This window comes from Bradyrhizobium sp. JR4.1, assembly GCF_040548605.1.
Taxonomy (GTDB): Bacteria; Pseudomonadota; Alphaproteobacteria; order Rhizobiales; family Xanthobacteraceae; genus Bradyrhizobium; species Bradyrhizobium canariense.
The window spans coordinates 220,316-242,076 of sequence record NZ_JBEPRY010000002.1; the positions used below are offsets into that span (position 1 = coordinate 220,316).

The 21,761-nt window shown below is 63.9% G+C and carries 20 protein-coding genes; 16 read left to right on the forward strand and 4 right to left on the reverse strand.

Annotated elements, in window-relative coordinates:
- The first annotated feature begins 18 nt into the window (after window positions 1-18).
- From ABIB90_RS06290 to ABIB90_RS06305, 4 genes are all read left to right on the forward strand, one after another.
- Complete coding sequence (locus tag ABIB90_RS06290; protein ID WP_354200447.1) at window positions 19-1,245, forward strand: ABC transporter substrate-binding protein; 1,227 nt, start codon at window positions 19-21, stop codon at window positions 1,243-1,245.
- 239 nt (window positions 1,246-1,484) lie between these two features.
- Entirely contained in the window at window positions 1,485-2,714 is a 1,230-nt protein-coding gene (locus ABIB90_RS06295; RefSeq protein WP_007599704.1) for an ABC transporter substrate-binding protein, read from the forward strand.
- A 193-nt stretch (window positions 2,715-2,907) separates the two neighbouring features.
- Window positions 2,908-4,191: a glycerate kinase type-2 family protein gene (locus tag ABIB90_RS06300; protein ID WP_354200448.1), complete on the forward strand. Its 1,284-nt coding sequence runs from the start codon at window positions 2,908-2,910 to the stop codon at window positions 4,189-4,191.
- A 222-nt stretch (window positions 4,192-4,413) separates the two neighbouring features.
- The gene (locus tag ABIB90_RS06305) at window positions 4,414-6,510 is read left to right on the forward strand and encodes a putative bifunctional diguanylate cyclase/phosphodiesterase (protein ID WP_354200449.1); all 2,097 of its coding nucleotides are present in this window, start codon (window positions 4,414-4,416) and stop codon (window positions 6,508-6,510) included.
- A 60-nt stretch (window positions 6,511-6,570) separates the two neighbouring features.
- On the opposite strand, the gene ABIB90_RS06310 is transcribed toward ABIB90_RS06305, so the two are convergent.
- Entirely contained in the window at window positions 6,571-7,092 is a 522-nt protein-coding gene (locus tag ABIB90_RS06310) for a MarR family winged helix-turn-helix transcriptional regulator (protein WP_219682933.1), read from the reverse strand.
- A 176-nt stretch (window positions 7,093-7,268) separates the two neighbouring features.
- Between ABIB90_RS06310 and ABIB90_RS06315 the strand changes: the two genes are divergently transcribed.
- The 3 genes from ABIB90_RS06315 to ABIB90_RS06325 are packed head-to-tail and all read left to right on the forward strand — an operon-like array spanning window position 7,269 to window position 10,814.
- Window positions 7,269-8,309: a branched-chain amino acid ABC transporter permease gene (locus ABIB90_RS06315; RefSeq protein ID WP_354200450.1), complete on the forward strand. Its 1,041-nt coding sequence runs from the start codon at window positions 7,269-7,271 to the stop codon at window positions 8,307-8,309.
- Between the two features lie 7 nt (window positions 8,310-8,316).
- The gene (locus tag ABIB90_RS06320; RefSeq protein WP_354200451.1) at window positions 8,317-10,086 is read left to right on the forward strand and encodes a branched-chain amino acid ABC transporter ATP-binding protein/permease; all 1,770 of its coding nucleotides are present in this window, start codon (window positions 8,317-8,319) and stop codon (window positions 10,084-10,086) included.
- Window positions 10,083-10,814 carry an ABC transporter ATP-binding protein gene (locus ABIB90_RS06325; protein WP_007599691.1) on the forward strand — a complete coding sequence of 244 codons (732 nt, stop codon included), beginning with the start codon at window positions 10,083-10,085 and terminating at the stop codon, window positions 10,812-10,814. Before ABIB90_RS06320 ends, ABIB90_RS06325 begins: the two co-directional genes overlap by 4 nt.
- A gap of 224 nt (window positions 10,815-11,038) precedes the next feature.
- Here ABIB90_RS06325 and ABIB90_RS06330 read toward each other — a convergent pair whose 3' ends face one another.
- A complete protein-coding gene (locus ABIB90_RS06330; RefSeq protein WP_354200452.1) occupies window positions 11,039-11,662 on the reverse strand; it encodes a pyridoxamine 5'-phosphate oxidase family protein in 624 nt (207 codons plus the stop codon).
- 120 nt (window positions 11,663-11,782) lie between these two features.
- Between ABIB90_RS06330 and ABIB90_RS06335 the strand changes: the two genes are divergently transcribed.
- Window positions 11,783-12,667: a LysR family transcriptional regulator gene (locus ABIB90_RS06335; RefSeq protein WP_354200453.1), complete on the forward strand. Its 885-nt coding sequence runs from the start codon at window positions 11,783-11,785 to the stop codon at window positions 12,665-12,667.
- A 5-nt stretch (window positions 12,668-12,672) separates the two neighbouring features.
- On the opposite strand, the gene ABIB90_RS06340 is transcribed toward ABIB90_RS06335, so the two are convergent.
- Both ABIB90_RS06340 and pobA read right to left on the reverse strand, forming a co-directional pair.
- Complete coding sequence (locus ABIB90_RS06340) at window positions 12,673-13,092, reverse strand: PaaI family thioesterase (RefSeq protein WP_007599679.1); 420 nt, start codon at window positions 13,090-13,092, stop codon at window positions 12,673-12,675.
- Window positions 13,093-13,310: 218 nt separating this feature from the next.
- Window positions 13,311-14,480, reverse strand: coding sequence for a 4-hydroxybenzoate 3-monooxygenase (gene pobA, locus ABIB90_RS06345; RefSeq protein ID WP_354200454.1), 1,170 nt, complete (start codon window positions 14,478-14,480; stop codon window positions 13,311-13,313).
- Window positions 14,481-14,695: 215 nt separating this feature from the next.
- On the opposite strand from pobA, the gene ABIB90_RS06350 reads away from it, so the two are divergent.
- The 8 genes from ABIB90_RS06350 to ABIB90_RS06385 all read left to right on the forward strand — a co-directional run bounded on the left by ABIB90_RS06350 (window position 14,696) and on the right by ABIB90_RS06385 (window position 21,757).
- A complete protein-coding gene (locus ABIB90_RS06350) occupies window positions 14,696-15,712 on the forward strand; it encodes a TRAP transporter substrate-binding protein (protein WP_007599675.1) in 1,017 nt (338 codons plus the stop codon).
- A gap of 199 nt (window positions 15,713-15,911) precedes the next feature.
- On the forward strand, window positions 15,912-16,421 hold the full coding sequence (locus ABIB90_RS06355) for a TRAP transporter small permease (RefSeq protein ID WP_007599673.1): 510 nt from the start codon (window positions 15,912-15,914) through the stop codon (window positions 16,419-16,421).
- 2 nt (window positions 16,422-16,423) lie between these two features.
- Entirely contained in the window at window positions 16,424-17,743 is a 1,320-nt protein-coding gene (locus ABIB90_RS06360) for a TRAP transporter large permease (RefSeq protein ID WP_007599671.1), read from the forward strand.
- Between the two features lie 12 nt (window positions 17,744-17,755).
- Entirely contained in the window at window positions 17,756-18,217 is a 462-nt protein-coding gene (locus ABIB90_RS06365) for a DUF3237 domain-containing protein (RefSeq protein ID WP_007599665.1), read from the forward strand.
- 69 nt (window positions 18,218-18,286) lie between these two features.
- Complete coding sequence (locus tag ABIB90_RS06370; RefSeq protein ID WP_007599663.1) at window positions 18,287-18,583, forward strand: type II toxin-antitoxin system RelE/ParE family toxin; 297 nt, start codon at window positions 18,287-18,289, stop codon at window positions 18,581-18,583.
- 3 nt (window positions 18,584-18,586) lie between these two features.
- Window positions 18,587-18,886, forward strand: a complete 300-nt coding sequence (locus ABIB90_RS06375; RefSeq protein WP_007599661.1) for an addiction module antidote protein — start codon at window positions 18,587-18,589, stop codon at window positions 18,884-18,886.
- Window positions 18,887-19,067: 181 nt separating this feature from the next.
- Window positions 19,068-19,877, forward strand: a complete 810-nt coding sequence (locus tag ABIB90_RS06380; protein WP_354200455.1) for a crotonase/enoyl-CoA hydratase family protein — start codon at window positions 19,068-19,070, stop codon at window positions 19,875-19,877.
- Window positions 19,874-21,757, forward strand: coding sequence for a feruloyl-CoA synthase (locus ABIB90_RS06385; RefSeq protein WP_354200456.1), 1,884 nt, complete (start codon window positions 19,874-19,876; stop codon window positions 21,755-21,757). The genes ABIB90_RS06380 and ABIB90_RS06385 overlap by 4 nt, the downstream gene beginning before the upstream one ends.
- Window positions 21,758-21,761: the final 4 nt, after the last annotated feature.

Here is a 21,761-nt window from a genome sequence, read left to right on the forward strand (position 1 = left end):
CGTTCCGGGTGGAGAAAGATGACTGCCGTTCGATTTCAGGTTGCGGGCGTACTGGCCGCATTCGCGTTGTGCACTGCGATGAGCGGCCCAGCCCTGGCGCAGAAGAAATACGACAGCGGCGCTTCCGATACCGAGATCAAGATCGGCAACATCATGCCCTATAGCGGCCCGGCCTCCGCCTATGCGGCGATCGGCAAAGCCGAGGAAGCCTATTTCAACAAGATCAATGCCGAGGGCGGCATCGCCGGCCGCAAGATCAAGTTCATCTCCTACGACGACGGCTATTCGCCGCCGAAGACGGTGGAGCAGGCCCGCAAGCTGGTCGAGAGCGACGGGGTGCTGCTGATCTTCGGCTCGCTCGGCACCTCCACCAACGGCGCCATTCGCAAATACATGAACGAGAAGAAGGTGCCGCAATTGTTCGTGGCGAGCGGCGCTTCGAAGTGGAACGATCCGAAGCAATATCCCTGGACCATGGGCTGGCAGCCGAGCTACGCGAGCGAGGCGCGTATCTACGCCAAGTACATCATGAAGGAGAAGCCGGACGGCAAGATCGGCGTGCTCTACCAGAACGACGATTTCGGCAAGGACTATCTCAAGGGGCTGAAGGACGGCCTTGGGCCCAAGGCCTCGATGATCGTGCTGGAAGACGGTTACGACACTTCGGAGCCGGCGATCGACGAGCACGTCGTGAAATTGAAGGCCTCCGGCGCCGACATCTTCGTCAGCATCACCACGCCGAAATTTGCAGCGCAAGCGATCAAGAAAGCGGCCGAGATCGGCTGGCATCCGGTCCACATCATCTCCAACGTCTCGGCTTCCGTCGGCGGCGTGCTCGAGCCGGCGGGGCTCGAGATCTCGCAAGGCATCCTGTCGGCGAGCTACACCAAGGACGGCTCCGACCCGCAATGGAATGCCGATGACGGCATGAAGAAGTTCTACAACTTCCTCGCCAAATACGATCCCAAGGCCAACAAGCTCGATGCCGGCGTGGTGTTCGGCTATGCCGCCGCGCAGACCATGGTGAAGGTGCTGCAAATGTGCGGCGACGACCTCACCCGCGACAACGTCATGAAGCAGGCGGCAAGCCTGAAGGATTTCGAGCCCGACACCCTGTTGCCCGGCATCAAGATCAACACCGCAGCCGATAATTTCGCCCCGATCGAGCAGCTCCAGATGATGCGGTTCAAAGGCCGGAAATGGGAGCTGTTCGGGGACATCATCTCGAGCGAGCTCGGCCACTGAAGCCACGCAACTCAAACTCGCTCCAGATCGGTTCGTCAACTCAGGCGGATGCACCTTCTCGCAGTCGCACACGAGCGCGCGCCGGTCCGTGACTACTAAAGAAGCAGCCCCTGCGCCCCCGCCGCAGGGGCTTTCTGTTGAAGGCGTCCGGTAAATCGTATTGAATTGCGGCTGCGTCAGCAAAAACAGGCAACACAAGAAAAGGGACGCGCACACACCAAGAAAATAGGGAGATAGGAATGCCCGCTGTCACCGGCAAACTTGCGGCCGCCTCACTCGCGCTCGCGCTCATTGCGGCCTCGGCCTCCACTGCATCGGCCCAGAAGAAATACGATACCGGCGCGACCGATACCGAGATCAAGATCGGCAACATCATGCCCTACAGCGGACCGGCCTCCGCCTACGGCATCATCGGACGGACGGAAGCGGCCTATTTCAAGAAGATCAACGACGAAGGCGGCATCAACGGCCGCAAGATCAACTTCATCAGCTACGATGACGCCTACTCGCCGCCGAAGACGGTGGAGCAGGCGCGCAAGCTGGTCGAGAGCGACGAGGTGCTGTTCATCTTCAACTCGCTCGGCACGCCGCCGAACTCCGCGATTCACAAATACATGAACTCGAAGAAGGTGCCGCAGCTCTTCGTCGCGACCGGCGCCACCAAGTGGAACGACCCGAAGGATTTCCCCTGGACCATGGGCTGGCAGCCCAATTACCAGAGCGAGACGCAGATCTACGCGAAATGGCTGCTCAAGAACAAGCCGGATGCCAAGATCGCCGTGCTGTTCCAAAACGACGATTACGGCAAGGATTATCTCAAGGGCCTGAAGGACGGCCTCGGCGCCAAGGCCGCGTCGATGATCGTCATGGAGGAGAGCTACGAGACCTCCGAGCCGACCATCGACAACCACATCGTCAAGCTGAAATCGACCGGCGCCGACGTCTTCATGAACATCACGACGCCGAAATTCGCGGCGCAGGCAATCAAGAAGAATGCCGAGATCGGCTGGAAGCCGCTGCACTTCCTCAACAACGTCTCGGCGTCCGTCGGCAGCGTGCTCAAGCCCGCCGGGTTCGAGAACTCGCAGGACATCATCTCCGCCGACTACCTGAAGGACATTTCGGATCCGGCGTGGAACAGCGATCCCGGCATGAAGGACTTCGTCGCGTTCATGAACAAGTACTTTCCGGACGGCGACAAGCTCGACCACGGCACCATCGTCGGCTACGGCGTGGCGCAGACCCTGGTCCAAGTCCTCAAGCAGTGCGGCGACGATCTCACGCGCGCGAACGTCATGAAGCAGGCCGCCAGCCTGAAGAACTTCCGCACCGAAGTGCTGCTGCCGGGCGTGCAGATCAACACCTCTCCGACCGACTTCGCGCCGATCAGCCAGCTCCAGCTCGAGAAGTTCAAGGGCGACAAGTGGGAGCTGTTCGGTGACGTGATCAGCGCCGACGTCGGCGGCTAACCGCCTGATACCCACGACGATGAAAACCCCCTGCGAACCATCGCAGGGGGTTTTTGCTTGCGCGTCGATTATGATCACGCGATTGCACAATCGAATGATGGTGAAGCCGGCTTACGCTTTGGCGCATGATGCGGTAGGCAGGTGAGCGGCGCGTTTGCCGCCAGTCTTTCCTGTCCGCTCAAGGCCCTTCGTCATGTCCGATCGACGCCCCCTGCTCCGCGCGCTCTACGACGCCGCCGTTGCCGCCGCTCATCCGAGCACGATTCTGGCGCCGCACCTGCGGCCCGCGCCAAGGGGACGCGTGATCTGTCTCGCCGCCGGCAAGGGCGCGGCCGCGATGGCCGCCGCCGCCGAGCGGCATTATCTCGACGCGCTCGGGCTCGCGCCGGAACGTCTCGTCGGCATCGCCACCACGCGACACGGCTACGGCGTGCCGACGCGCCGCATCCGTGTGGTCGAGGCCGGTCATCCCGTGCCTGACGAAGCCGGCCTGAAGGGCGCGGCCGATACGCTCGCGCTCGCAGCCGAGGCCGGGCCGGACGATTTGCTTTTGGTGCTGCTCACCGGCGGCGGCTCGGCGAACTGGATCGCGCCCGTGGACGGCATCAGCTTCGCGCAGAAGCAGGCGGTCAACAAGGCGCTGCTGCGCTCCGGCGCGCCGATCGGCGAGATGAATGTCGTGCGCAAGCATCTGTCGCGGATCAAGGGCGGGCGGCTGGCGCGCGCCGGCAAAAATGCCGCCGAGATCGTGACGCTTGCGATCTCCGACGTGCCGCATGACGACCCCTCGGCGATCGCCTCGGGTCCGACCGTGCCCGATCCGACCACGCTCAATGATGCGCGCGCCATCGTCGCCAAATACAAGCTCGACATCGACGATGCCGTCCGCCGCGCGCTGGACGACCCCGCCAACGAGAGCTGCAAGCCCGGTGATGCCGCGTTCGCGCGCGCGCATTTCGAACTGATCGCACGTCCGAAGCAATCGCTCGACGCTGCGGTGAGGCTCGCGCATGAGGCCGGTTACGAGACGATCGATCTCGGCGCCGACCTCGAAGGCGAGGCCCGCGACGTTGCCGCCGCTCATGCCAGGCTGGCGCTTCAGGCCCGCGCGGAAGGCAAGCGCGTCGCGATCCTGTCCGGCGGCGAGCTCACGGTCACCGTGCGCGGCAATGGCCGCGGCGGCCCGAACCAGGAATACACGCTGGCGCTCGCCGGCCTCTTGAAGGACACGCCTGACATCTCCGCGCTCGCCGGCGACACCGACGGCGCCGATGGCGGTGCCGGCAACCCCACCGACCCCGCCGGCGCGCTGATCGACGCGGCGACGTTCGCGAAGATGACGGCGCAGGGGCTGCAGCCGCAGGCCTATCTCGACAACAACGACGCGACGACGTTCTTCGAGGCGACGGGCGACCTGTTGCTGCCGGGTCCCACGCTGACCAATGTGAACGATATCCGGGTGATCCTGGTCGACTGACACGGCGGCATCGCCATCCCGCCGGCACCGCGCGCGGTTCGGCGGGACGACATGGTTAACGATCTCTGAATTCTCGTCGGCGTCCTCTTTTCCAGGGGGCGGGCATCGCCGCCCTTAACCTCGCGTTCGCCGCAGTTTCAGGAACATGTCCCGAAACTGGGCGAATTGTTGGGCTGATTCACCACCGCCTGCTCTAATCGCGTCGTTTCGGGGGCAAGGCGCATGGCGGAGAATGATCAGGAGGTCGCAAGCATTGATCCGCTCGTGCTCGGCGAGCTGCTCAAGTGCGCCGCCAATAATCTGTGGCTCGGGATCATCCTGTTCGGCAGCGACCGCAGGGTCATTTTCTGCAATCCGCGCTACCGCGAGATGTACGCGCTCTCGCCCGAGCAGGTGCACCCGGGCACGCCGATCAAGGACCTGATCCAGCATCGGCTCGAACTGGGCCTGAACATCGGCGGAGAAGCCGGCGCCTATGTCCGTGCCCGCACCGAGGGTTCGGTCGTCAGCGAGCAGACGGTTCAGCAGTTCGCCGACGGACGAATCATCGCCTACACCATCCATCCCCTGCCCGACGGCGGCGGCATGGCGACGCACGAGGACATTACAGAGCGCGAAGAGCTCAGTGCGCGGCTACAGGAACGCAATTTCCAGTTCGACATCGCGATCAACAACATGTCGCAGGGACTTTGCTTCTTCAGCGCCGACCATCGGCTGCTGGTCTGCAACACGCACTATATCGAAATGTACGGCCTGCCGCCCGACCGCGTTCGTCCGGGCACGCCGCTCCAGGAGATCCTCGACCTGCGCTTCGAAGCCGGCAGCGTGCCGACAATGACGCGGGAGGAATACGCCACATGGCGGACCGATGTCGCCACGTCGGCCGAGGCCATGGACAGCATCGTCGAGATGCGGAACGGGCGGACCTTCAAGATCAGGCACCGACCGATGCCCGATCTCGGATGGGTCGCGACCCACGAAGACATCACCGAGCAGCGCAAGGCGGAATTGCAGATCGCGCATATGGCGCACCACGACGCGCTGACGGACCTCGTCAATCGCGCCCTGCTCGGTCAGCGCCTCAAGCAGGCGCTCGAACAGGGTGGGATGTTCGCGATCCACCACATCGATCTCGACAAGTTCAAGGCCGTCAACGACACCCTTGGCCACCAGGCCGGCGACATCCTGCTGCAGGATGTCAGCCGCCGCCTCAAGCAGCTCGCCCGCGACAGCGATACCGTCGCGCGTATGGGTGGCGATGAATTCGTCATCCTCCAGTCGCCGATCTCCGATTCGAACGAAGCGGACACGCTGGCGCGTGATGTTGTCAGCGCCCTGAGTGCTCCGTTCGGGCTCGACGGACATCAGGCTATTGTGGGCGCGAGCGTCGGGATCGCCATTGCGCCCGGCGACGGCTCGACGCCCGAGCAACTCCTGCACAATGCCGATCTGGCCCTGTATCGCGCGAAAAGCGACGGCCGCGGCATGCACTGCTTCTTCGAACCGGCCATGGGCGAAGAGGCGCAAAGCCGCCGCGCGCTGGAGCAGGACCTGCACAACGGCCTTGCCGCCGGCGAGTTCGAACTGCACTACCAGCCGGTCGTGAAGACCGACGGCGGCGAGATCAGCGGCTTCGAAGCCTTGATCCGCTGGCGACATCCACGACGCGGACTGGTCGCGCCGAACAGCTTTATCCCGCTTGCGGAAGAGATCGGCCTGATCGTGCCGATCGGTGAGTGGGTGATCCGGCAGGCCTGTGCCACTGCAAGCCGGTGGCCGGACCATCTGCACGTCGCCGTCAATATCTCGGCGGTGCAATTCCGCCAGCCGGGCCTGACCGAGGTGATCGTCGGCACCCTGGCGGCCTCTGGCCTCGATCCGCGGCGGCTGGAGATCGAGATCACGGAAAGCGTTTTGCTGCAGGACAGGCACGGGACGCTGACGACGCTGCACCAGCTCCGCGCGCTGGGCATCAAGGTCGCCATGGACGATTTCGGCACCGGTTATTCGTCATTGACCTATCTGCAATGCTTCCCCTTCGACAAGATCAAGATCGACCGGTCGTTCGTCAGCGGCGTGGAAAACAATGCGGCATCCCTCAGCATCGTGCGCGCGGTGGCGGCACTGGCGCGCGGGATGGGCATGACGACGACCGCGGAGGGCGTGGAGACCGAGGAGCAAAGGGATCGGATCGCAGCGGAGGGCTGCACCGAAATGCAGGGCTATCTGTTCAGCCCGCCCTTGCCCGCCGTGGAAATCGAGCGCCGTTTCCTGTCCGCGGAAGCACCTGCCATGCCCGACCGGTTCGCTGCGGCATAACCGCGGCCAGCCCGCCCGCGCTTCCGGGTTTGATGCCCGGTCGCCGGGGGCAATCAACCGTCAAAACTCGTTGGCGATCTTCGAGAGCATCCCGAGCAGGGCTGCGCGGTTGGACGGCCCGAGCACCTCGTTCAGCCGCGCCTCGTGCTTGGTGGCGACGAGCTTCTTGGCGCGGGCCAGCACGGCCTTGCCCTTGTCGGTCAGCACCAGGATGTGCGAGCGGCGGTCGTTGGTGGAGCGGATCCGCGCGCAAAGGTCGCGGCTCTCGAGATTGTCGAGCATCGCCACGAAGTTCGGGCGCAGGATGCCGAGGGTGGAGGCGATCTCGGTCTGGTTACGGCCGGGGTTTTTCTCGACCAACAGCAGCACTGAGAACTGCGCCGGCGTGAGCTGGAGCGAGGCCATGCAGCGCAGGAAGTTCTCGAACACCTTGAGCTGTGCCCGCTTCAGGACATAGCCGAGCTGCTCCGAGAGCTCGCCGAGCTGGAGGGCTTCGCCAGGCCCGTCGGCCGCGTCCTTGCGGCCCTTGGCGGTCTCGGCGGGTTTTTCAGAGGACTTTTCAGCGGTTTTGGAAACGGTCATCGCCTCATGCTCGCAATCCCGTTAAGTTCGGGAGGATCGTTCGCCACTCTTGATGTTATATTTGATAATTGTTATGGACCATATCAAATATCGTCAGCGCTGTTCAATGGCTGTGAGCGGACCGTCCACCACAATCAGGGGACCGGTCCTGAATCTTTGAGGGGGAGCGTCCGGTCTTGAATACCACCATCATGCTGTTCCTGCTGCAGGACGGCATCACCAATGGCGCGATTTATGCGCTGCTCGGCCTGGCGCTGGTGCTGGTGTTCGCCGTCACCCGCGTCATCCTCATCCCGCAGGGCGAATTCGTCACCTATGGCGCGCTGACCTATGCCTCGCTGGCCGCGGGCCAGATGCCGGGTACGGCGAAACTCGCGCTCGCCCTGGGCCTTGGCGCCTTCGCGTTCGACCTGTTCGCCGCGCGCAAGGCGCTGCACGGGCGCCTGGTGCTGCGCAGCATCCTGACCAACATCGTGCTGCCGGCCATCGTGCTGGCGCTGACTGTCTACTACGCCGCTCAGAAGCCGCCGGTTGCGGTCTGCATCGCGCTGTCGCTGGTGATCGTGGCGATGATCGGCCTGTTTCTCTACCGCATCGCATTCCAGCCGCTGGCGCACACCTCCGTGCTGGTGCTGCTGATCGCCTCGGTGGGCGTCCATCTCGCACTTCAGGGTTTAGGCCTATTGTTCTTCGGCGCCGAAGGTCAGCGCGGACCTGCCGTACTGTCGGGATCTTTCACCACCGGCGCGCTGCGCTTCACAGGCCAGAGCATCACGGTCTACGGCATTACCATCGCCTTCATCGTCGGGCTGTGGCTGTTCTTCGGGCTGACACTCTACGGCAAGGCGCTGCGCGCGACCGCCGTGAACCGGCTCGGTGCCCGGCTCGTCGGCATCCGCACCACGCTATCCGGGCAGATCGCCTTCCTACTGGCGTCCGTCATCGGCGCACTGTCGGGCATCATGATCGTGCCGATCACGACGCTCTATTACGACTCGGGCTTCCTGATCGGCCTGAAGGGCTTTGTCGCCGCGATCATCGGCGGGCTTGTCAGCTACCCCCTCACCGCGGTCGCGGCGCTGGTCGTCGGCATCGTCGAGGCGTTCTCGTCCTTCTATGCCTCCAACTACAAGGAGGTGATCGTTTTCATGCTCTTGATTCCCGTGCTGCTGCTGCGCTCGCTCGCAGCGCCTGCGGTCGAGGAAGAGAAGGACTGACGCCAAAATGCAGAGCCGGCTCCCCATCCTCATCTTCGCGCTGATTATGGCGGCGATCCCCTTTGTTCCGGGCATGCCCCCGTTCTGGATCGTGCTGCTCGACAATGTCGGCCTCACCGCCCTGGTCGCGATGGGCCTCGTGCTGCTGACCGGCGTCGGCGGCCTGACCTCGTTCGGACAAGCGGCCTTCGTTGGCTTCGGCGCCTACACCACCGCGGTGCTGTCAACGACCTACGGCATGTCGCCCTGGCTAACGCTACCGCTGTCGCTGGTGGTCAGCGGATTGCTGGCGGTGCTGCTCGGTCTCGTCACGGTCCGTCTCTCCGGCCATTATCTGCCGCTCGGCACGCTCGCCTGGGGACTCGGCTTGTTCTATCTCTTCAGCAAGCTCGAATTCCTGGGAAGAAACGACGGCATCTCGGCCATCCCGCCGCTGTCGATCGGCTCGTTCAAAATGCTCTCGCCCGGCTCGATCTACTACGCGATCTGGGTTGCCGTGATCCTCTCGGCGCTGCTCACGATGAACCTGCTGGACTCCCGCACCGGCCGCGCCATCCGCGCGCTCCGGCGCGGCCATGTCGCGGCCGAGGCGTTCGGCGTGCACACGCCGCGGGCGAAAATGCTGGTGTTCATCCATGCGGCCGTGCTCGCCGGCCTCTCCGGCTGGCTTTACGCCCATCTTCAGCGCGCGGTGAACCCGACGCCGTTCGGCGCGCAGGCCGGCATCGAGTATCTCTTCATCGCCGTGGTCGGCGGCGCCGGCTATGTCTGGGGTGGCGTCCTGGGCGCAGCGCTCGTCGTGGTCCTCAAGGAAGTGCTGCAGAGCTATCTGCCGCTGATCCTGCCCGGCTCCGGCCAGGTCGAGACCATCGTGTTCGGCATCATGCTGGTGGCGCTGCTCCAGCTCGCACCCGGCGGCGTCTGGCCCTGGCTGATGTCGTTCCTGCCACAGCGCACCGGTGGCAAAAAGCCGGACACCTCGCTCAAGCTGGAGCAGCGCACCCGCTCCCCCGGCCAATCCAGCGTCCTGCTTCAGGTCGAGAAGGCCCGGAAGCAATTTGGCGGCGTGGTCGCGGTGAACAACGTCTCCTTCGACGTCCTGGCTCGCGAGATCGTCGCGCTGATCGGCCCCAACGGCGCCGGCAAGAGCACCACCTTCAACCTGATCACCGGCGTGCTGTCGGCCACCTCAGGCTCGATCTCCGTGCTCGGCAACAAGGTCGACAGGGCACCGCCGCAGGAGATCGTCAAGCTCGGCATCTCCCGCACCTTCCAGCACGTCAAGCTGGTGCCTGACATGACCGTGCTGGAGAACGTCGCGATCGGCGCCCATCTGCGCGGCCATTCGGGGCCGATCTCCTCGATGCTGCGGCTCGACCGCACTGATGAGGCAAAGCTGCTCGCCGAAGCCGCCCGCCAGATCGAGCGGGTCGGACTTGGCGAGCAGATGCATCAGCTCGCAGGCTCGCTTTCGCTGGGACAGCAACGGATCGTCGAGATCGCCCGTGCGTTGTGCGTCGATCCGATGCTGCTGCTGCTCGACGAGCCGGCCGCCGGCCTGCGCCACATGGAGAAGCAGCGGCTCGCGAGCCTCCTGCGGGAGCTGCGCGACGGCGGCATGAGCGTGCTGCTTGTCGAGCACGACATGGGCTTCGTCATGAACCTCGCCGACCGCATCGTGGTGCTCGATTTCGGCACCAAGATCGCAGAAGGAACGCCGGCCACGATCAAGACCAATCCCGAAGTGATCAAGGCCTATCTCGGAGTGGCGGCATGACCGCGCTGTTGTCCGTCGCCGACGCCCATGTCGCCTATGGCAAGGTCGAGGCCGTGCGCTCGGTCTCGCTCGAAGTCGGCCAGAACCAGATCGTCACCATCGTCGGCGCCAATGGCGCCGGCAAGACCACGCTGCTCTCCGCCATCATGGGCATCTTTCCGCTGAAGGGGCGCGTGGCATTCGCAGGTCAGGATCTGTCGCGACTCGACATCGAGGACCGCGTCGCCATGGGACTTGGCCTCGTTCCCGAGCACCGCGAATTGTTCGTGACCATGAATGTCGAGGACAATCTCGAGTTGGGGGCCTTCCGCATCGAGAGAAGCAAGGCGAAAGCCTCGATGGAGCGGGTCTACGCGCTGTTTCCGCGGCTCAAGGAACGGCGCAAGCAGCTCGCCGGCACGCTCTCCGGCGGCGAGCAGCAGATGCTCGCAATGGGCCGCGCCCTGATGGGCGAGCCCAAGCTCCTGATGCTGGACGAGCCGAGCCTCGGCCTCGCCCCGATCATCGTCGCCGACATTTTCCGCATCGTCACCGAACTGCGCGCCGCCGGCGTCTCCGTACTGCTGGTCGAGCAGAACGCGCAGGCCGCATTGAAGATCGCGGATCAGGCCTATGTCATGGAGCTCGGCGAGTTCGTGCTCAGCGGTAAGGCCAGCGACATTGCGGCGAACGAGCGCGTCGCCGCCAGCTATCTCGGCTTCCAGCACGAAGGCGCGAGCGGGCTGTAAGTTCGAGAAATTGCTGACGCCGCACGCGCTGTCTTCTTCCCTTCTCCCCTTGCGGGAGAAGGTGGCGCGAAGCGCCGGATGAGGGGTATCTATCTAAACGGAAAGTGCTTCATTCGTGGAGAGAGCCCCCTCACCCGTCTCGTCGCTCCGCGACGAGCCACCCTCTCCCGCAAGGGGAGAGGGTGCACGCCGCAAGTCGCTCTAGCTTTCATTGGCAGGTAAGCTCAACTCGCGGCCTTCTCCCCCTTCAGCGCCGCGACCTCCGCCTCCAGCTCCGTGATTTTCGCATCTCTTGCCGCCAGCGCCGCTGCCACATCCGTCGCGTCGAACTTCTGCGGGATGTGCTGCGGGCAGTTCGTGTCCCACGCTTCGATCTTGAACAGGATCACCTGCTCCGGCCGGGCGCGGTAGCCTTTCGGCATCAGCGATGTCGTCAGCGCCTCGTCGTCCTCGACCACCCGCGCCTCGCCCCAGATCTTCACCCGGCGGCGATGGGCGTAGTCCATCACGAAGATGTAGGCCTTGGGATTTTCGGACAGATTTCCCTGCGTGATGTATTGCCGATTGCCGGCATAGTCCGTGAAAGCCAGCGTCTGCTTGTCCAGCACCTTCAAGAAGCCCTTCGGGCCGCCGCGATGCTGGATGTAGGGCTGGCCGTCGGCCGAGGCCGTGGCAAGATAAAAGCTGTTGGCGTCGGCCAGGAACGCCGCGAGGTTCTCATCGACCTCGGTGCGCCAGCCGCGCTGCTCGGCATTGGCATAGCCTTCGCGGGATCCCTTTCGGGTCTGGATCGACTTCACCGCCGGCGTGAATGCGACGTCGCTGGCGTAGGTGTGAGTTGCCGTCATCGGACCATCTCCTGAAATCCCGGCGCATCCCTGCGTCTTCGCCACCTAAAATGGACTTTTCGCCGGCTAAAACAATCGGCCAGCTTGACACTTCATCATTGCGGTATATGCAACAATACCATGGATCGCCTCGAAGCCATGCATGTTTTCGTCACCGTCGCCGATTTGCACGGCTTCGCGCCGGCGGCACGAAAACTGCGGCTGTCCCCCTCCGCGGTGACGCGGCTGATCGCGGCGCTGGAGGAGCATCTCGGCGCGCGGCTGTTGCAGCGGACCACCCGTCAAGTGACCCTGACCGACGTCGGCACGCGCTATCTGGAGCGTGCGCGTCGCATCCTGGCCGATGTCGAGGAGGCCGACGGCTCGGCACGGGAGGAGCGCAACCGGCCGAGCGGGCGGCTGGTGGTGTCGGCGCCGGTCGGCTTCGGCCGGCTCCATGTCGGGCCTGTCATGACCGCCTACCTCAAGCGCTATCCCGAGGTCGCCTGCGAATTACGGCTGTCCGACAACCTCGTCAATCTCGTGGAAGACGCCGTCGACGTCGCGGTGCGGATCGGCCATCTCGCCGACTCCTCGCTCGTCGCGCGCCAGGTCGGCGAGATGCGTCGGATCGTGGTGGCGACGTCGGGCTATCTGAAGCGCCATGGCGAACCGAAGACGCCGGAGGCACTGCTTACGCACCAGACCATCGCGTTCGGTCCATCCGCCAACTGGCGCTTCGTGCAGGACGGCCGCGACATCGAGGTGGCGCCGAACCCACGCTTCGCCAGCAACAGCGCCGACGCCGCCCTGCAATATGCCGAGGCCGGCGGCGGCGTGACCCGGGTGCTGGCCTATCAGGCCGCCGAGGGCTTGCGGCGTGGGCGGCTCAAGATCGTGCTGGCGAACTACGAGCAGCCGGCGCTGCCCATCCACATCGTGTACCCGACCTCGCGCCTGCTCTCCGCCAAGGTGCGCGCCTTCGTCGATCTCGTGGTGGAGACCGCGGAGTGGAAATTCGGGTGACGCCCTCACCCCTTTTTCGGCACGACGCGAAAGGTGCCGCTGGCGCGCGCGATCACGGCGCCGTCGGCCTTCGCGAGGCACTGCGCGAAACAGATCGTGCTGCCGGTCTTGATCGCCTCGCCCTCGACCGCGAGCCATTGGCCGATCTCGCCGGCGCCGACATAGTCGACCGACAGCGAGATCGTGACCAACGAGGTGGTCCAGCCGGTCGCCTGCGCGCAGCTGTAGCCCATGGCGGCATCGGCCAGCGCTGCGATCAATCCGCCATGGATCAGCCCGCGCGCGTTGGTGTGCGGTGTTGCGAGCCGCAATCCCACGGTGACGCCGTTGTCGGTCTTCCTGGAGTAAAGCGGCTCCCAGGGGTCGGTGAGCGGGGCTTTGCGGAAATGCGGCTCGAAGCCGGCGGGGATGTCGGTGCTGGTCATGTCCGTCTCGCGTTGGTGGCTGCCGCCATTGAACGCGAGGGACGTGACGGTTGCACCACCTACAAAGTTTTAAACGGAATTTGCGCGGGTGTTTGAAAGAAGTGGCGCCGGCGCGAGCACTCGTAGGGTGGGCAAAGGTGCGCAGCGCCGTGCCCACCATCTCGCGCGAAGACAACGCTGGTGGGCACGCTTCGCTTTGCCCACCCTACAGCACCGTCCTAAAACGGCAGCCCCACATAGTTCTCCGACAGTGATGTCATCGCGGCTTGGGACTGCGTGACGTAGTCGAGCTCGGCGAGCTGGATGCGCGCCCCAATCGTACCGGTGTCCGGAAATTTGTGCAGCATCGAGGTCATCCACCAGGAGAACCGCACGGCTTTCCAGACCCGCGCCAGTGCCTTCGCCGAATAGGCGTCAATGCCGGCGCTGGATTTTTCGTCGTAGAACTCGCGAAATGCGCTCGACAGATAATGCGCATCGCTCGCGGCCAGATTCAGCCCCTTGGCGCCGGTCGGCGGCACGATATGGGCGGCATCACCGCACAGGAACAACCTGCCGAAACGCATCGGCTCGGCGACGAAGCTGCGCAGCGGCGCAATGCTCTTCTCGATCGAGGGGCCCGTGATCAGGCTGTCGGCGGCGTCCCGGTCGAGGCGGCGCTTGAGCTCGTCCCAGAATCGATCGTCCGGCCACTGGTCGACATGGTCGTCGAGCGCGCACTGCACATAGTAGCGGCTGCGCCTGGTCGAACGCATGGTGCACAGCGCAAAGCCGCGGACGTGGTTGGAATAGATCAGCTCGTGGCTGACCGGCGGCGTCTCGGAGAGGATGCCGAGCCAGCCGAACGGATAGATGCGCTCGAACTCCTCGATGGCCGAAGCCGGAACGCTGGCGCGGCTGACGCCGTGAAACCCGTCGCAGCCGGCGACGAAGTCGCAATCGATCGTGTGGGTGACGCCATCTTTCATGTAGGTTACGCGCGGGTGACCGCCGTCGAAATCGTGCGGTTGTACGTCCTTGGCCTCGTAGACCGAGGTGAGACCGGCGGCGTTGCGCGCATCCATCAGGTCGAGCGTGACCTCGGTCTGGCCGTAGATCATGACCGTCTTGCCGGTCGCAGCCTTCATGTCGATGCGGTGCCGGCGCCCCGAAAAGGCGAGCTCGATCCCTTCATGCACCAGCCCTTCGGCATGCGCCCGTGCGCCGGCGCCGATCTGGTCGAGCAGCGCGACTGTTCCCTCCTCCAGCAGTCCGGCACGGATGCGGCCGAGCACATAGTCCGGGCTCTGCCGCTCCAGAATGACATTGTCGATGCCATAGCGGTGCAGCAGTTGCCCAAGCAACAATCCAGCCGGCCCTGCCCCGATGATTGCGACTTTTGTCCGCAATACTTGCTCCTCCCGATCCGGTAGGCTTTCGGCGTGGCTCGCTTGTCGCAGCTGTCCGCACACGATAATTATATCATATAACGGTTAGGCAAAAAGGGAGTGCGCGGCGGCACGTCACGCCAGTTCCGGCTTGAACGCGCCGGCCAATTAGATAACATGTTAAATAACGAGACCGGGCCATCGAAGCCCGCCGTCAAAAGAGGGAGAGACGCGTGATGAGGAAAGCCTGTCTGGCGTTGCTGCTGGCAGCAAGCGTGAGCCCTGCGTTCGCGCAGGACAAGACCTTCGATTTGAAGATCTCGCATTGGGTGCCGGCCTCGCATCCGCTGCAGAAATCGCTCGAGGATTGGGCCGCCGCGGTCGAGAAGGATTCCGGCGGCACCATCAAGGGCAAGGTGTTTCCGGCCCAGCAGATGGGCAAGGCCTTCGATCATTACGACATGGCGCGCGACGGCATCGCCGACGTCACCTATGTCAATCCCGGCTACCAGCCCGGCCGCTTCCCGATCATCGGCGCCGGCGAATTGCCGTTCCTGATCTCGGATGCCAAGGGCGGCTCGATGGGGCTGGATGCGTGGTATCGCAAATACGCCGAGAAGGAGATGAAGGACGTCAAGTACTGCCTCGCCTTCGTCCACTCGCCGTCTTCCTTCCACTCCCGCACCAAGAAGATCGTGATGCCGGAGGACGTGAAGGGCCTGAAGATCCGCCCCGCCCACGCCACCATGGCGAATTTCGTCACCTCGCTCGGCGGCACCAATGTGCAATCCTCCGCGCCCGAAGTACGCGACATCATCGAGCGCGGCGTCGCCGACGGCGTCACCTTCCCCTGGGGTTCGCTGGTGCTGTTCGGCATCGACAAGGTAACCAAGTACGACATGGAGGCGCCGCTCTACACCACGACCTTCGTGTTCGTGATGAACAAGGACAAGTACAATGCGATGTCCGACAAGCAGAAGGCCGCGATCGACAAGAATTGCACGGTCGAGATGGCCGGTGTGGTCGGCGAGCACTGGGGCAAGTTCGAGGACGCCGGCATCGACAAGGTCAAGGCGGAAACCAGCCACGAGGTCTACAAGCTGACGCCCGAGCAGACCGCCGCCTGGAAGAAGGCTGCCGAGCCGCTGGTGAAGACCTGGGCCGACGGCGCAAAGAAGGCCGGCGCGGATCCGGATGCGGCGCTTAGCGAGCTGAAGGCCTCGCTGAAGAAGTACAACGCGCTGGCGGAGTGACGCTGAATCGGAGCCGCAGACTCGCTGCACCTCTCCCGCTTGCGGGGGAGGTCGGCGCGAAGCGCCGGGTGGGGGCTCTCTCCACTCGGGGTCCGTTCATTGCGGCGACACCCCCACCCCAGCCCTCCCCCGCAAGCGGGAGAGGGAGTGCAGCATCGCTGTTGATGCAACTCGCACTCATCTCGAGCAGGAAGCTCCCATGAAGCGCAGCTGGATGGATCGCGTTATCGATTCGATCGAGTGGATCGCAGCCGCCTTCGTCGGCATTGTCGCACTCGACATCTTCCTGTCGGTGCTGCTGCGCAACACGCTGAACTATGCGATCCCCGATAGTTTCGACATCGGCCGCATGCTGCTCGGCATCCTCATCTTCTGGGGCATCGCCGCGACCTCCTATCGCGGCACCCACATCACGGTCGATCTGGTCTGGGGCAATGTCGGGCCGCGCTACCAGCGCTGGATCGACGTGTTCGCGACACTGGTGCTGCTGTTCGTCGTGACGGTGCAGACCTGGACGCTGTTCGACAAGGTCCGCGGCACCTACAACGACAACGTCCAGACCTTCGACATGCACATGCCGACCTGGCCGTTCTTCGCGATCGCCTGGATCGGCGACGTCTCCGCCGTGCTGCTGATCGCGATCCGCACCTATCGGTTGATCTTCCATCCCGAAGAGATGCACGACCCCAAGCTGAAGGCGACGGAGTAATCATGAGCACCGATGCCGTCGCCGTTATCGGCTTCGTTTCCCTGTTCGCCCTGATGCTGCTGCGCGTGCCCGTCGGCATGGCCATGGGCCTCGTCGGCGTCTCCGGCTTCTCCTATCTCGTCGGCGCCACGCCGGCGCTGAAGCTGGTCGGCCAGACCTCCATGCGCACGGTGACCGACTACACCTTCGGCGTCATTCCGATGTTTCTGCTGATGGGCTCCTTCGTCAGCAATTCCGGCATGAGCCGCGAGCTATTCCGCGCCGCCAACGGCTTTGTCGGCCATTTGCGCGGCGGGCTCGGCATCGCCACCGTCGGTGCCTGCGGCGGCTTTGCCGCGATCTGCGGCTCCTCGGTCGCGACCGCAGCGACCTTCTCGGCGGTCGCTTACCCCGAGATGCGCCGTTTCGGCTACCCGCAGTCGTTTGCCACCGGCGTGATCGCGGCCGGCGGCACACTGGGCGCGATGCTGCCGCCCTCCACCGTGCTCGCCGTCTACGGCATCATCACCGAGCAGGACATCGGCAAGCTGTTCATCGCCGGCATCATCCCGGGCATTCTGGCGATGACCATGTACATGATCACGATCTTCCTGATCGGCTATTTCCGGCCGGACTTTCTGCCCAAGGGCAAGGTGCTGCCATGGCGCGAGCGCTTCGCCGGCCTGAAGGACATCTGGGCGCCGGTGCTGCTGTTCGTGTTCGTGATCGGCGGCCTTTACGGTCTGCCCTATTTGCCGCGCTTCACGCCGACCGAAGCCGGCGGCGTCGGCGCTGCCGGCGCCTTCATCATCGGCGTGGCGACCGGCCGCCTCGACCGCGAGAAAATTCTGGCCTCGCTGCTGCAGGCGACGCGCACGGCGGCCGCCGTGTTCACCGTGCTGATCGGCGCCTTGATCTTCGGCTATTTCCTCACGGTGACGCAGACCCCGCAGAAGGTGACGGAATTCCTCACCGGCCTTGGCCTCGGCCCCTACGGCGTGCTGGCGCTGATCATGGTGATGTATCTCGTGCTCGGCTGCCTGATGGACGCCATGGCGATGATCATCCTCACCGTGCCGATCATTTTCCCCGTGATCATGCATCTCGGCTTCGACCCGATCTGGTTCGGCGTCATCATCGTCATGACGGTCGAGCTCGGCCTGATTCACCCGCCGGTGGGCATGAACGTCTTCGTCATCAAGAGCGTGGTGAAGGACGTTTCCTTCTCCACCATCTTCAAGGGGGTGATTCCGTTCGTGGCGACAGACCTCGTGCGCCTCGTGATCCTGATCGCCTTCCCGCTGCTGGCGACATGGCTGCCGACGCGGATGATGGCGCATTGAGGAGGTGAAGCGATGACCACGCCGGCGCTCGAAACCAGATACGTCTTCACCGTCACTGCACGTATCGGCGACGTCGTCACCGCCGGCGAGACCGGCATCGGCGTTCGCCGCATCATCCCGATCATCGGCGGCGAGGTCTCGGGCGCGATCACCGGCAAGGTGCTGCCGTTCGGCGCCGACTTCCAGACCATCCGCCCCAACGAGCTGATTGATCTCGAAGCGAAGTACGCTTTCCAAACCAACGACGGCGCCATCGTCTATGTCGAGAACAAGGGCATGCGCTTCGGCCCGGTCGAGCTGTTACAAAAGCTCAAGCGCGGCGAGCCGGTGGATCCTAAACTGATCTATTTCCGCACCGTGCCGAAGTTCGAGACCGGGCATGAGAAGTACCGCTGGCTGATGCAGCACATTTTTGTCGGTTCAGCCGCGCGGCATGCGGACCGCGTCGTGATCGACGTGCATCAGGTGATGTGAACGCGTGGCGCCGCACCAAGGGCCGGCTGGTCCATTGACATTGCCACTTATGTAGCGTATACGCTACAGATGCCGACGATCAAGAGAACCGACGAATTCTCTGACTGGCTTAGAAACCTGCGAGACCGGAGAGCGAAGGCAAAAATCCTGGCCCGGATCGATCGGCTGGCGCTCGGCAATCCCGGAGACGTTGCTCCGGTCGGAGGCGGCATCAGCGAAATGAGAGTTCACGAGGGCGCTGGATACCGGATCTACTACGTTGCCCGAGGCGAGGAGATCATCATTCTTCTTTGCAGTGGCGATAAAGGCTCTCAGCCAGGGGACATAGCGTTGGCAAAGAAGATCGCGAGCGAATTGGAGGTCTGAGCAATGGCAAAAGTGAAATCCTTTGATACTGCGGAGTACCTCGACAGTCCGGAGATGGTTGCGGCCTATCTCACCGAAGCCTTTGAATCCGACGATCCGTCCGCAATAACGATGGCAATCGGCGCCGTAGCGCGCTCTCAGGGCATGGGCGCCATTGCCGAAAAAGCCGGTCTATCCCGTGAGAACTTGTATCGCTCGCTTGGCGGCGAGGCCAAACCCGAATTCGGCACTGTGATAAAGGTTCTCCACGCCATGGGTATCAATCTTGTGGCGCAACCCCAAAGCGGAACCAAGGCGGCGTAGCGGCCGGATAGCATCGGCGTCGGTGATATTCATCCCAATCTTGCGCATCGGGCATTCGGGTACGGGCTCTGTACCCGGACTGTCGTCCCATTTCCGGACGATGCATCGGCTTCCCCGCTGCCAGCCGTATTGACTCCCCCTGAATTCGTTATACAACATAACTATTCTGACAAGGACGCAAATGACACAGGGAAACGCCGAGACCGCCGACGCGGGCGCCTCCGGGCTTTTGAAGATCGAGCGGGCGGACCGGGTTTTGACCGTCGGCCTCAATCGGCCGGCCAAGCGCAATGCGCTCAACGACGGCATCATCCTGGAAATCGGCGAGTGTTTTGCGTCCCTTCCCGAGGATATCGGCGCGGTCGTCATCCACGGCATCGGCGACCATTTTTCCAGCGGTCTCGACCTCTCCGAACTGACCGACCATGATGCCACCGGCGGCCTTCTCCATTCCCAGATGTGGCACCGGGTGTTCGACCGCATCCAGTACAGCCGCGTGCCCGTGATCGCGGCGCTCAGGGGCGCCGTGATCGGCGGCGGGCTGGAGCTCGCCTGCGCGGCGCATATCCGTGTCGCCGAACCGTCGACCTATTTCGCGCTGCCGGAGGGACAGCGCGGCATCTTCGTCGGTGGCGGCGGTTCGGTGCGCCTGCCGCGCCTGATCGGCGTCGCCAGGACGATGGACATGATGCTGACCGGCCGCGTCTATTCCGCGACCGAAGGCACCTCCTACGGCTTTGCGCAATATGTCACGGAAGCCGGCAACGGCCTCGGCAAGGCGATGGAGCTTGCGACCAAGGTCGCCTCCAACGCGCCGCTGACCAACTTCGCCGTGCTCCAGGCGCTGCCGATGATCGCGGAGGCCAATCCGCAGACCGGCCTGTTGATGGAATCGCTGATGGCGACGGTGGCGCAGAGCGACAAGGAAGCCAAGCGCAGGATCCGCGAATTCCTCGAGCACAAGACCGCAAAGGTGAAGCCGAAATCATGAGCGCGCAGCCGTCCTCTTCCAGCATGGAGCGCGGCGCGAGCACTTCCCCGCTGCGGCCCATTTCATTCGGCGATCCCGTCGTGAATATCGAGCGGCGCGACGACGGCACGATTTACCTGCGGCCCAAACAGCCGCTCGGAGACTATCCGGCCCGCATCACCGACCGCCTGCATCACTGGGCGAATACGACGCCGGATCGCATCTTCATGGCCGAGCGCGAAGGCGGTCGCGGCTGGCGCAAGATCAGTTACGCCGAGCTGCTCGCCGCGAGCCGGCACATCGCCTCAGGACTCATTGCGCGCGGGCTGTCGGCGGAGCGGCCGGTCGTCATCCTCTCCGGCAATTCGATCGACCATGCATTGCTCGCGTTTGGCGGGTTCTATGCCGGCATTCCGTTCTGCCCGGTGTCGCCGGCCTATTCGTTGGTTTCGAAGGATTACGGCAAGCTCTCCTACCTGATGAAGCTCCTGACGCCCGGCCTCGTCTTCGCCGAGGACGCCGACAAGTTCGCCGACGCGCTCGCGGCCAACCTCTCGCTCGGCACCGAAATCGCCGCGTCCTACGGCCACGTGCCGGGCCGCGACGTCACCTCGCTCGCCGACCTCATGGCAACCCCGATCCGCGGCGATCTGGACGAAGTCCACGGCAAGATCGGTCCCGACACCATCGCGAAATTCCTGCTGACCTCGGGCTCGACCGGCAACCCCAAGGCGGTCATCAACACCCAGCGCATGATCTGCGCCAACCAGGTGATGCTGCGCGAGACGCTCGCCTTCCTCAAGGACGAGCCGCCCGTCATCATCGACTGGCTGCCCTGGAATCACACTTTTGGCGGCAACCACAATATCGGGCTGACGCTCTACAATGGCGGCTCGATGTATCTCGATGCCGGCAAGCCGGTGCCTGGAGGCATCGAGGAAACCGTGCGCAATCTCCAGGAGATTTCGCCGACAGTCTATTTCAACGTCCCCAAGGGATACGAGTCGCTGCTTCCTTATCTGCGCGACGACCAGGGCCTGCGCGCGAAATTCTTCGACCGGCTGCACGCGATGTTCTTCTCGGGCGCGGCGCTGTCGCCGTTCGTCTGGAACAGCCTCGACGAGCTCGCGGTGAAGGAAAAAGGCTACCGCGTTCCGATGCTGACCGGCCTCGGTGCAACCGAGACCGCGCCGTTCTTCATGTCGGTCAACCCGCGCACCAGCCGCTCCGGTCATGTCGGGCTTCCCGTATCCGGCAACGACGCCAAGCTGGTGCCGAACAACGGCAAGATGGAAGTTCGTTGCAAGGGACCGAACGTGATGCCCGGCTACTGGCGCCAGCCCGACATCACCGCGAATTCGTTCGACGAAGAAGGCTTCTACAAGCTCGACGATGCGCTCAAGCCTGTCGATCCCGACGATCTCAACGCCGGCTTCGATTTCGACGGCCGCATCGGTGAGGATTTCAAGCTCGGCAGCGGCACCTGGGTCAGCGTCGGCCCGTTGCGCGCGCGCTTCGTTGCGGCCTGCGCACCGCTGGTGCGCGACGTCGTCATCGCCGGCATCAACCGTGACGAGGTTTCCGCGCTCGTCGTACTCGATCTCGACGGCTGCCGGCTGATCAACCCGACGCTGCCGACCGACGATCTCGTCGTCGCGACCCGCGACCGGCTGGTGCGCGAGGCATTTCGCGAACGGCTGACCCGCTTTCTCGGCGCGGCCACGGGATCCTCGACGCGGATCACGCGCGCGATCCTCATGGACACGCCGCTCTCGATCGACAAGGGCGAAGTCACCGACAAGGGGTCCATCAACCAGCGCGCGGTGCTCGAGCATCGCAGCCTGCTGATCGAGGAGCTCTACGCTGCCAATCCATCGGACCGTGTGATATCGGTCGGCTAAGAAA

Bases quoted from the DNA above. Each gene is read 5' to 3' on its own strand.
- ABIB90_RS06290 (WP_354200447.1), top strand. From the start codon at position 19: ATGACTGCCGTTCGATTTCAGGTTGCGGGCGTACTGGCCGCATTCGCG.
- ABIB90_RS06310 (WP_219682933.1), bottom strand. From the start codon at position 7,092: ATGACCGTTTCCAAAACCGCTGAAAAGTCCTCTGAAAAACCCGCCGAG.
- ABIB90_RS06350 (WP_007599675.1), top strand. From the start codon at position 14,696: ATGAGGAAAGCCTGTCTGGCGTTGCTGCTGGCAGCAAGCGTGAGCCCT.
- ABIB90_RS06385 (WP_354200456.1), top strand. From the start codon at position 19,874: ATGAGCGCGCAGCCGTCCTCTTCCAGCATGGAGCGCGGCGCGAGCACT.
- ABIB90_RS06320 (WP_354200451.1), top strand. From the start codon at position 8,317: ATGCAGAGCCGGCTCCCCATCCTCATCTTCGCGCTGATTATGGCGGCG.
- ABIB90_RS06360 (WP_007599671.1), top strand. From the start codon at position 16,424: ATGAGCACCGATGCCGTCGCCGTTATCGGCTTCGTTTCCCTGTTCGCC.
- ABIB90_RS06365 (WP_007599665.1), top strand. From the start codon at position 17,756: ATGACCACGCCGGCGCTCGAAACCAGATACGTCTTCACCGTCACTGCA.
- ABIB90_RS06380 (WP_354200455.1), top strand. From the start codon at position 19,068: ATGACACAGGGAAACGCCGAGACCGCCGACGCGGGCGCCTCCGGGCTT.
- ABIB90_RS06370 (WP_007599663.1), top strand. From the start codon at position 18,287: ATGCCGACGATCAAGAGAACCGACGAATTCTCTGACTGGCTTAGAAAC.
- ABIB90_RS06355 (WP_007599673.1), top strand. From the start codon at position 15,912: ATGAAGCGCAGCTGGATGGATCGCGTTATCGATTCGATCGAGTGGATC.
- ABIB90_RS06375 (WP_007599661.1), top strand. From the start codon at position 18,587: ATGGCAAAAGTGAAATCCTTTGATACTGCGGAGTACCTCGACAGTCCG.
- ABIB90_RS06340 (WP_007599679.1), bottom strand. From the start codon at position 13,092: ATGACCAGCACCGACATCCCCGCCGGCTTCGAGCCGCATTTCCGCAAA.
- ABIB90_RS06325 (WP_007599691.1), top strand. From the start codon at position 10,083: ATGACCGCGCTGTTGTCCGTCGCCGACGCCCATGTCGCCTATGGCAAG.
- ABIB90_RS06335 (WP_354200453.1), top strand. From the start codon at position 11,783: ATGGATCGCCTCGAAGCCATGCATGTTTTCGTCACCGTCGCCGATTTG.
- ABIB90_RS06295 (WP_007599704.1), top strand. From the start codon at position 1,485: ATGCCCGCTGTCACCGGCAAACTTGCGGCCGCCTCACTCGCGCTCGCG.
- ABIB90_RS06305 (WP_354200449.1), top strand. From the start codon at position 4,414: ATGGCGGAGAATGATCAGGAGGTCGCAAGCATTGATCCGCTCGTGCTC.
- ABIB90_RS06300 (WP_354200448.1), top strand. From the start codon at position 2,908: ATGTCCGATCGACGCCCCCTGCTCCGCGCGCTCTACGACGCCGCCGTT.
- ABIB90_RS06330 (WP_354200452.1), bottom strand. From the start codon at position 11,662: ATGACGGCAACTCACACCTACGCCAGCGACGTCGCATTCACGCCGGCG.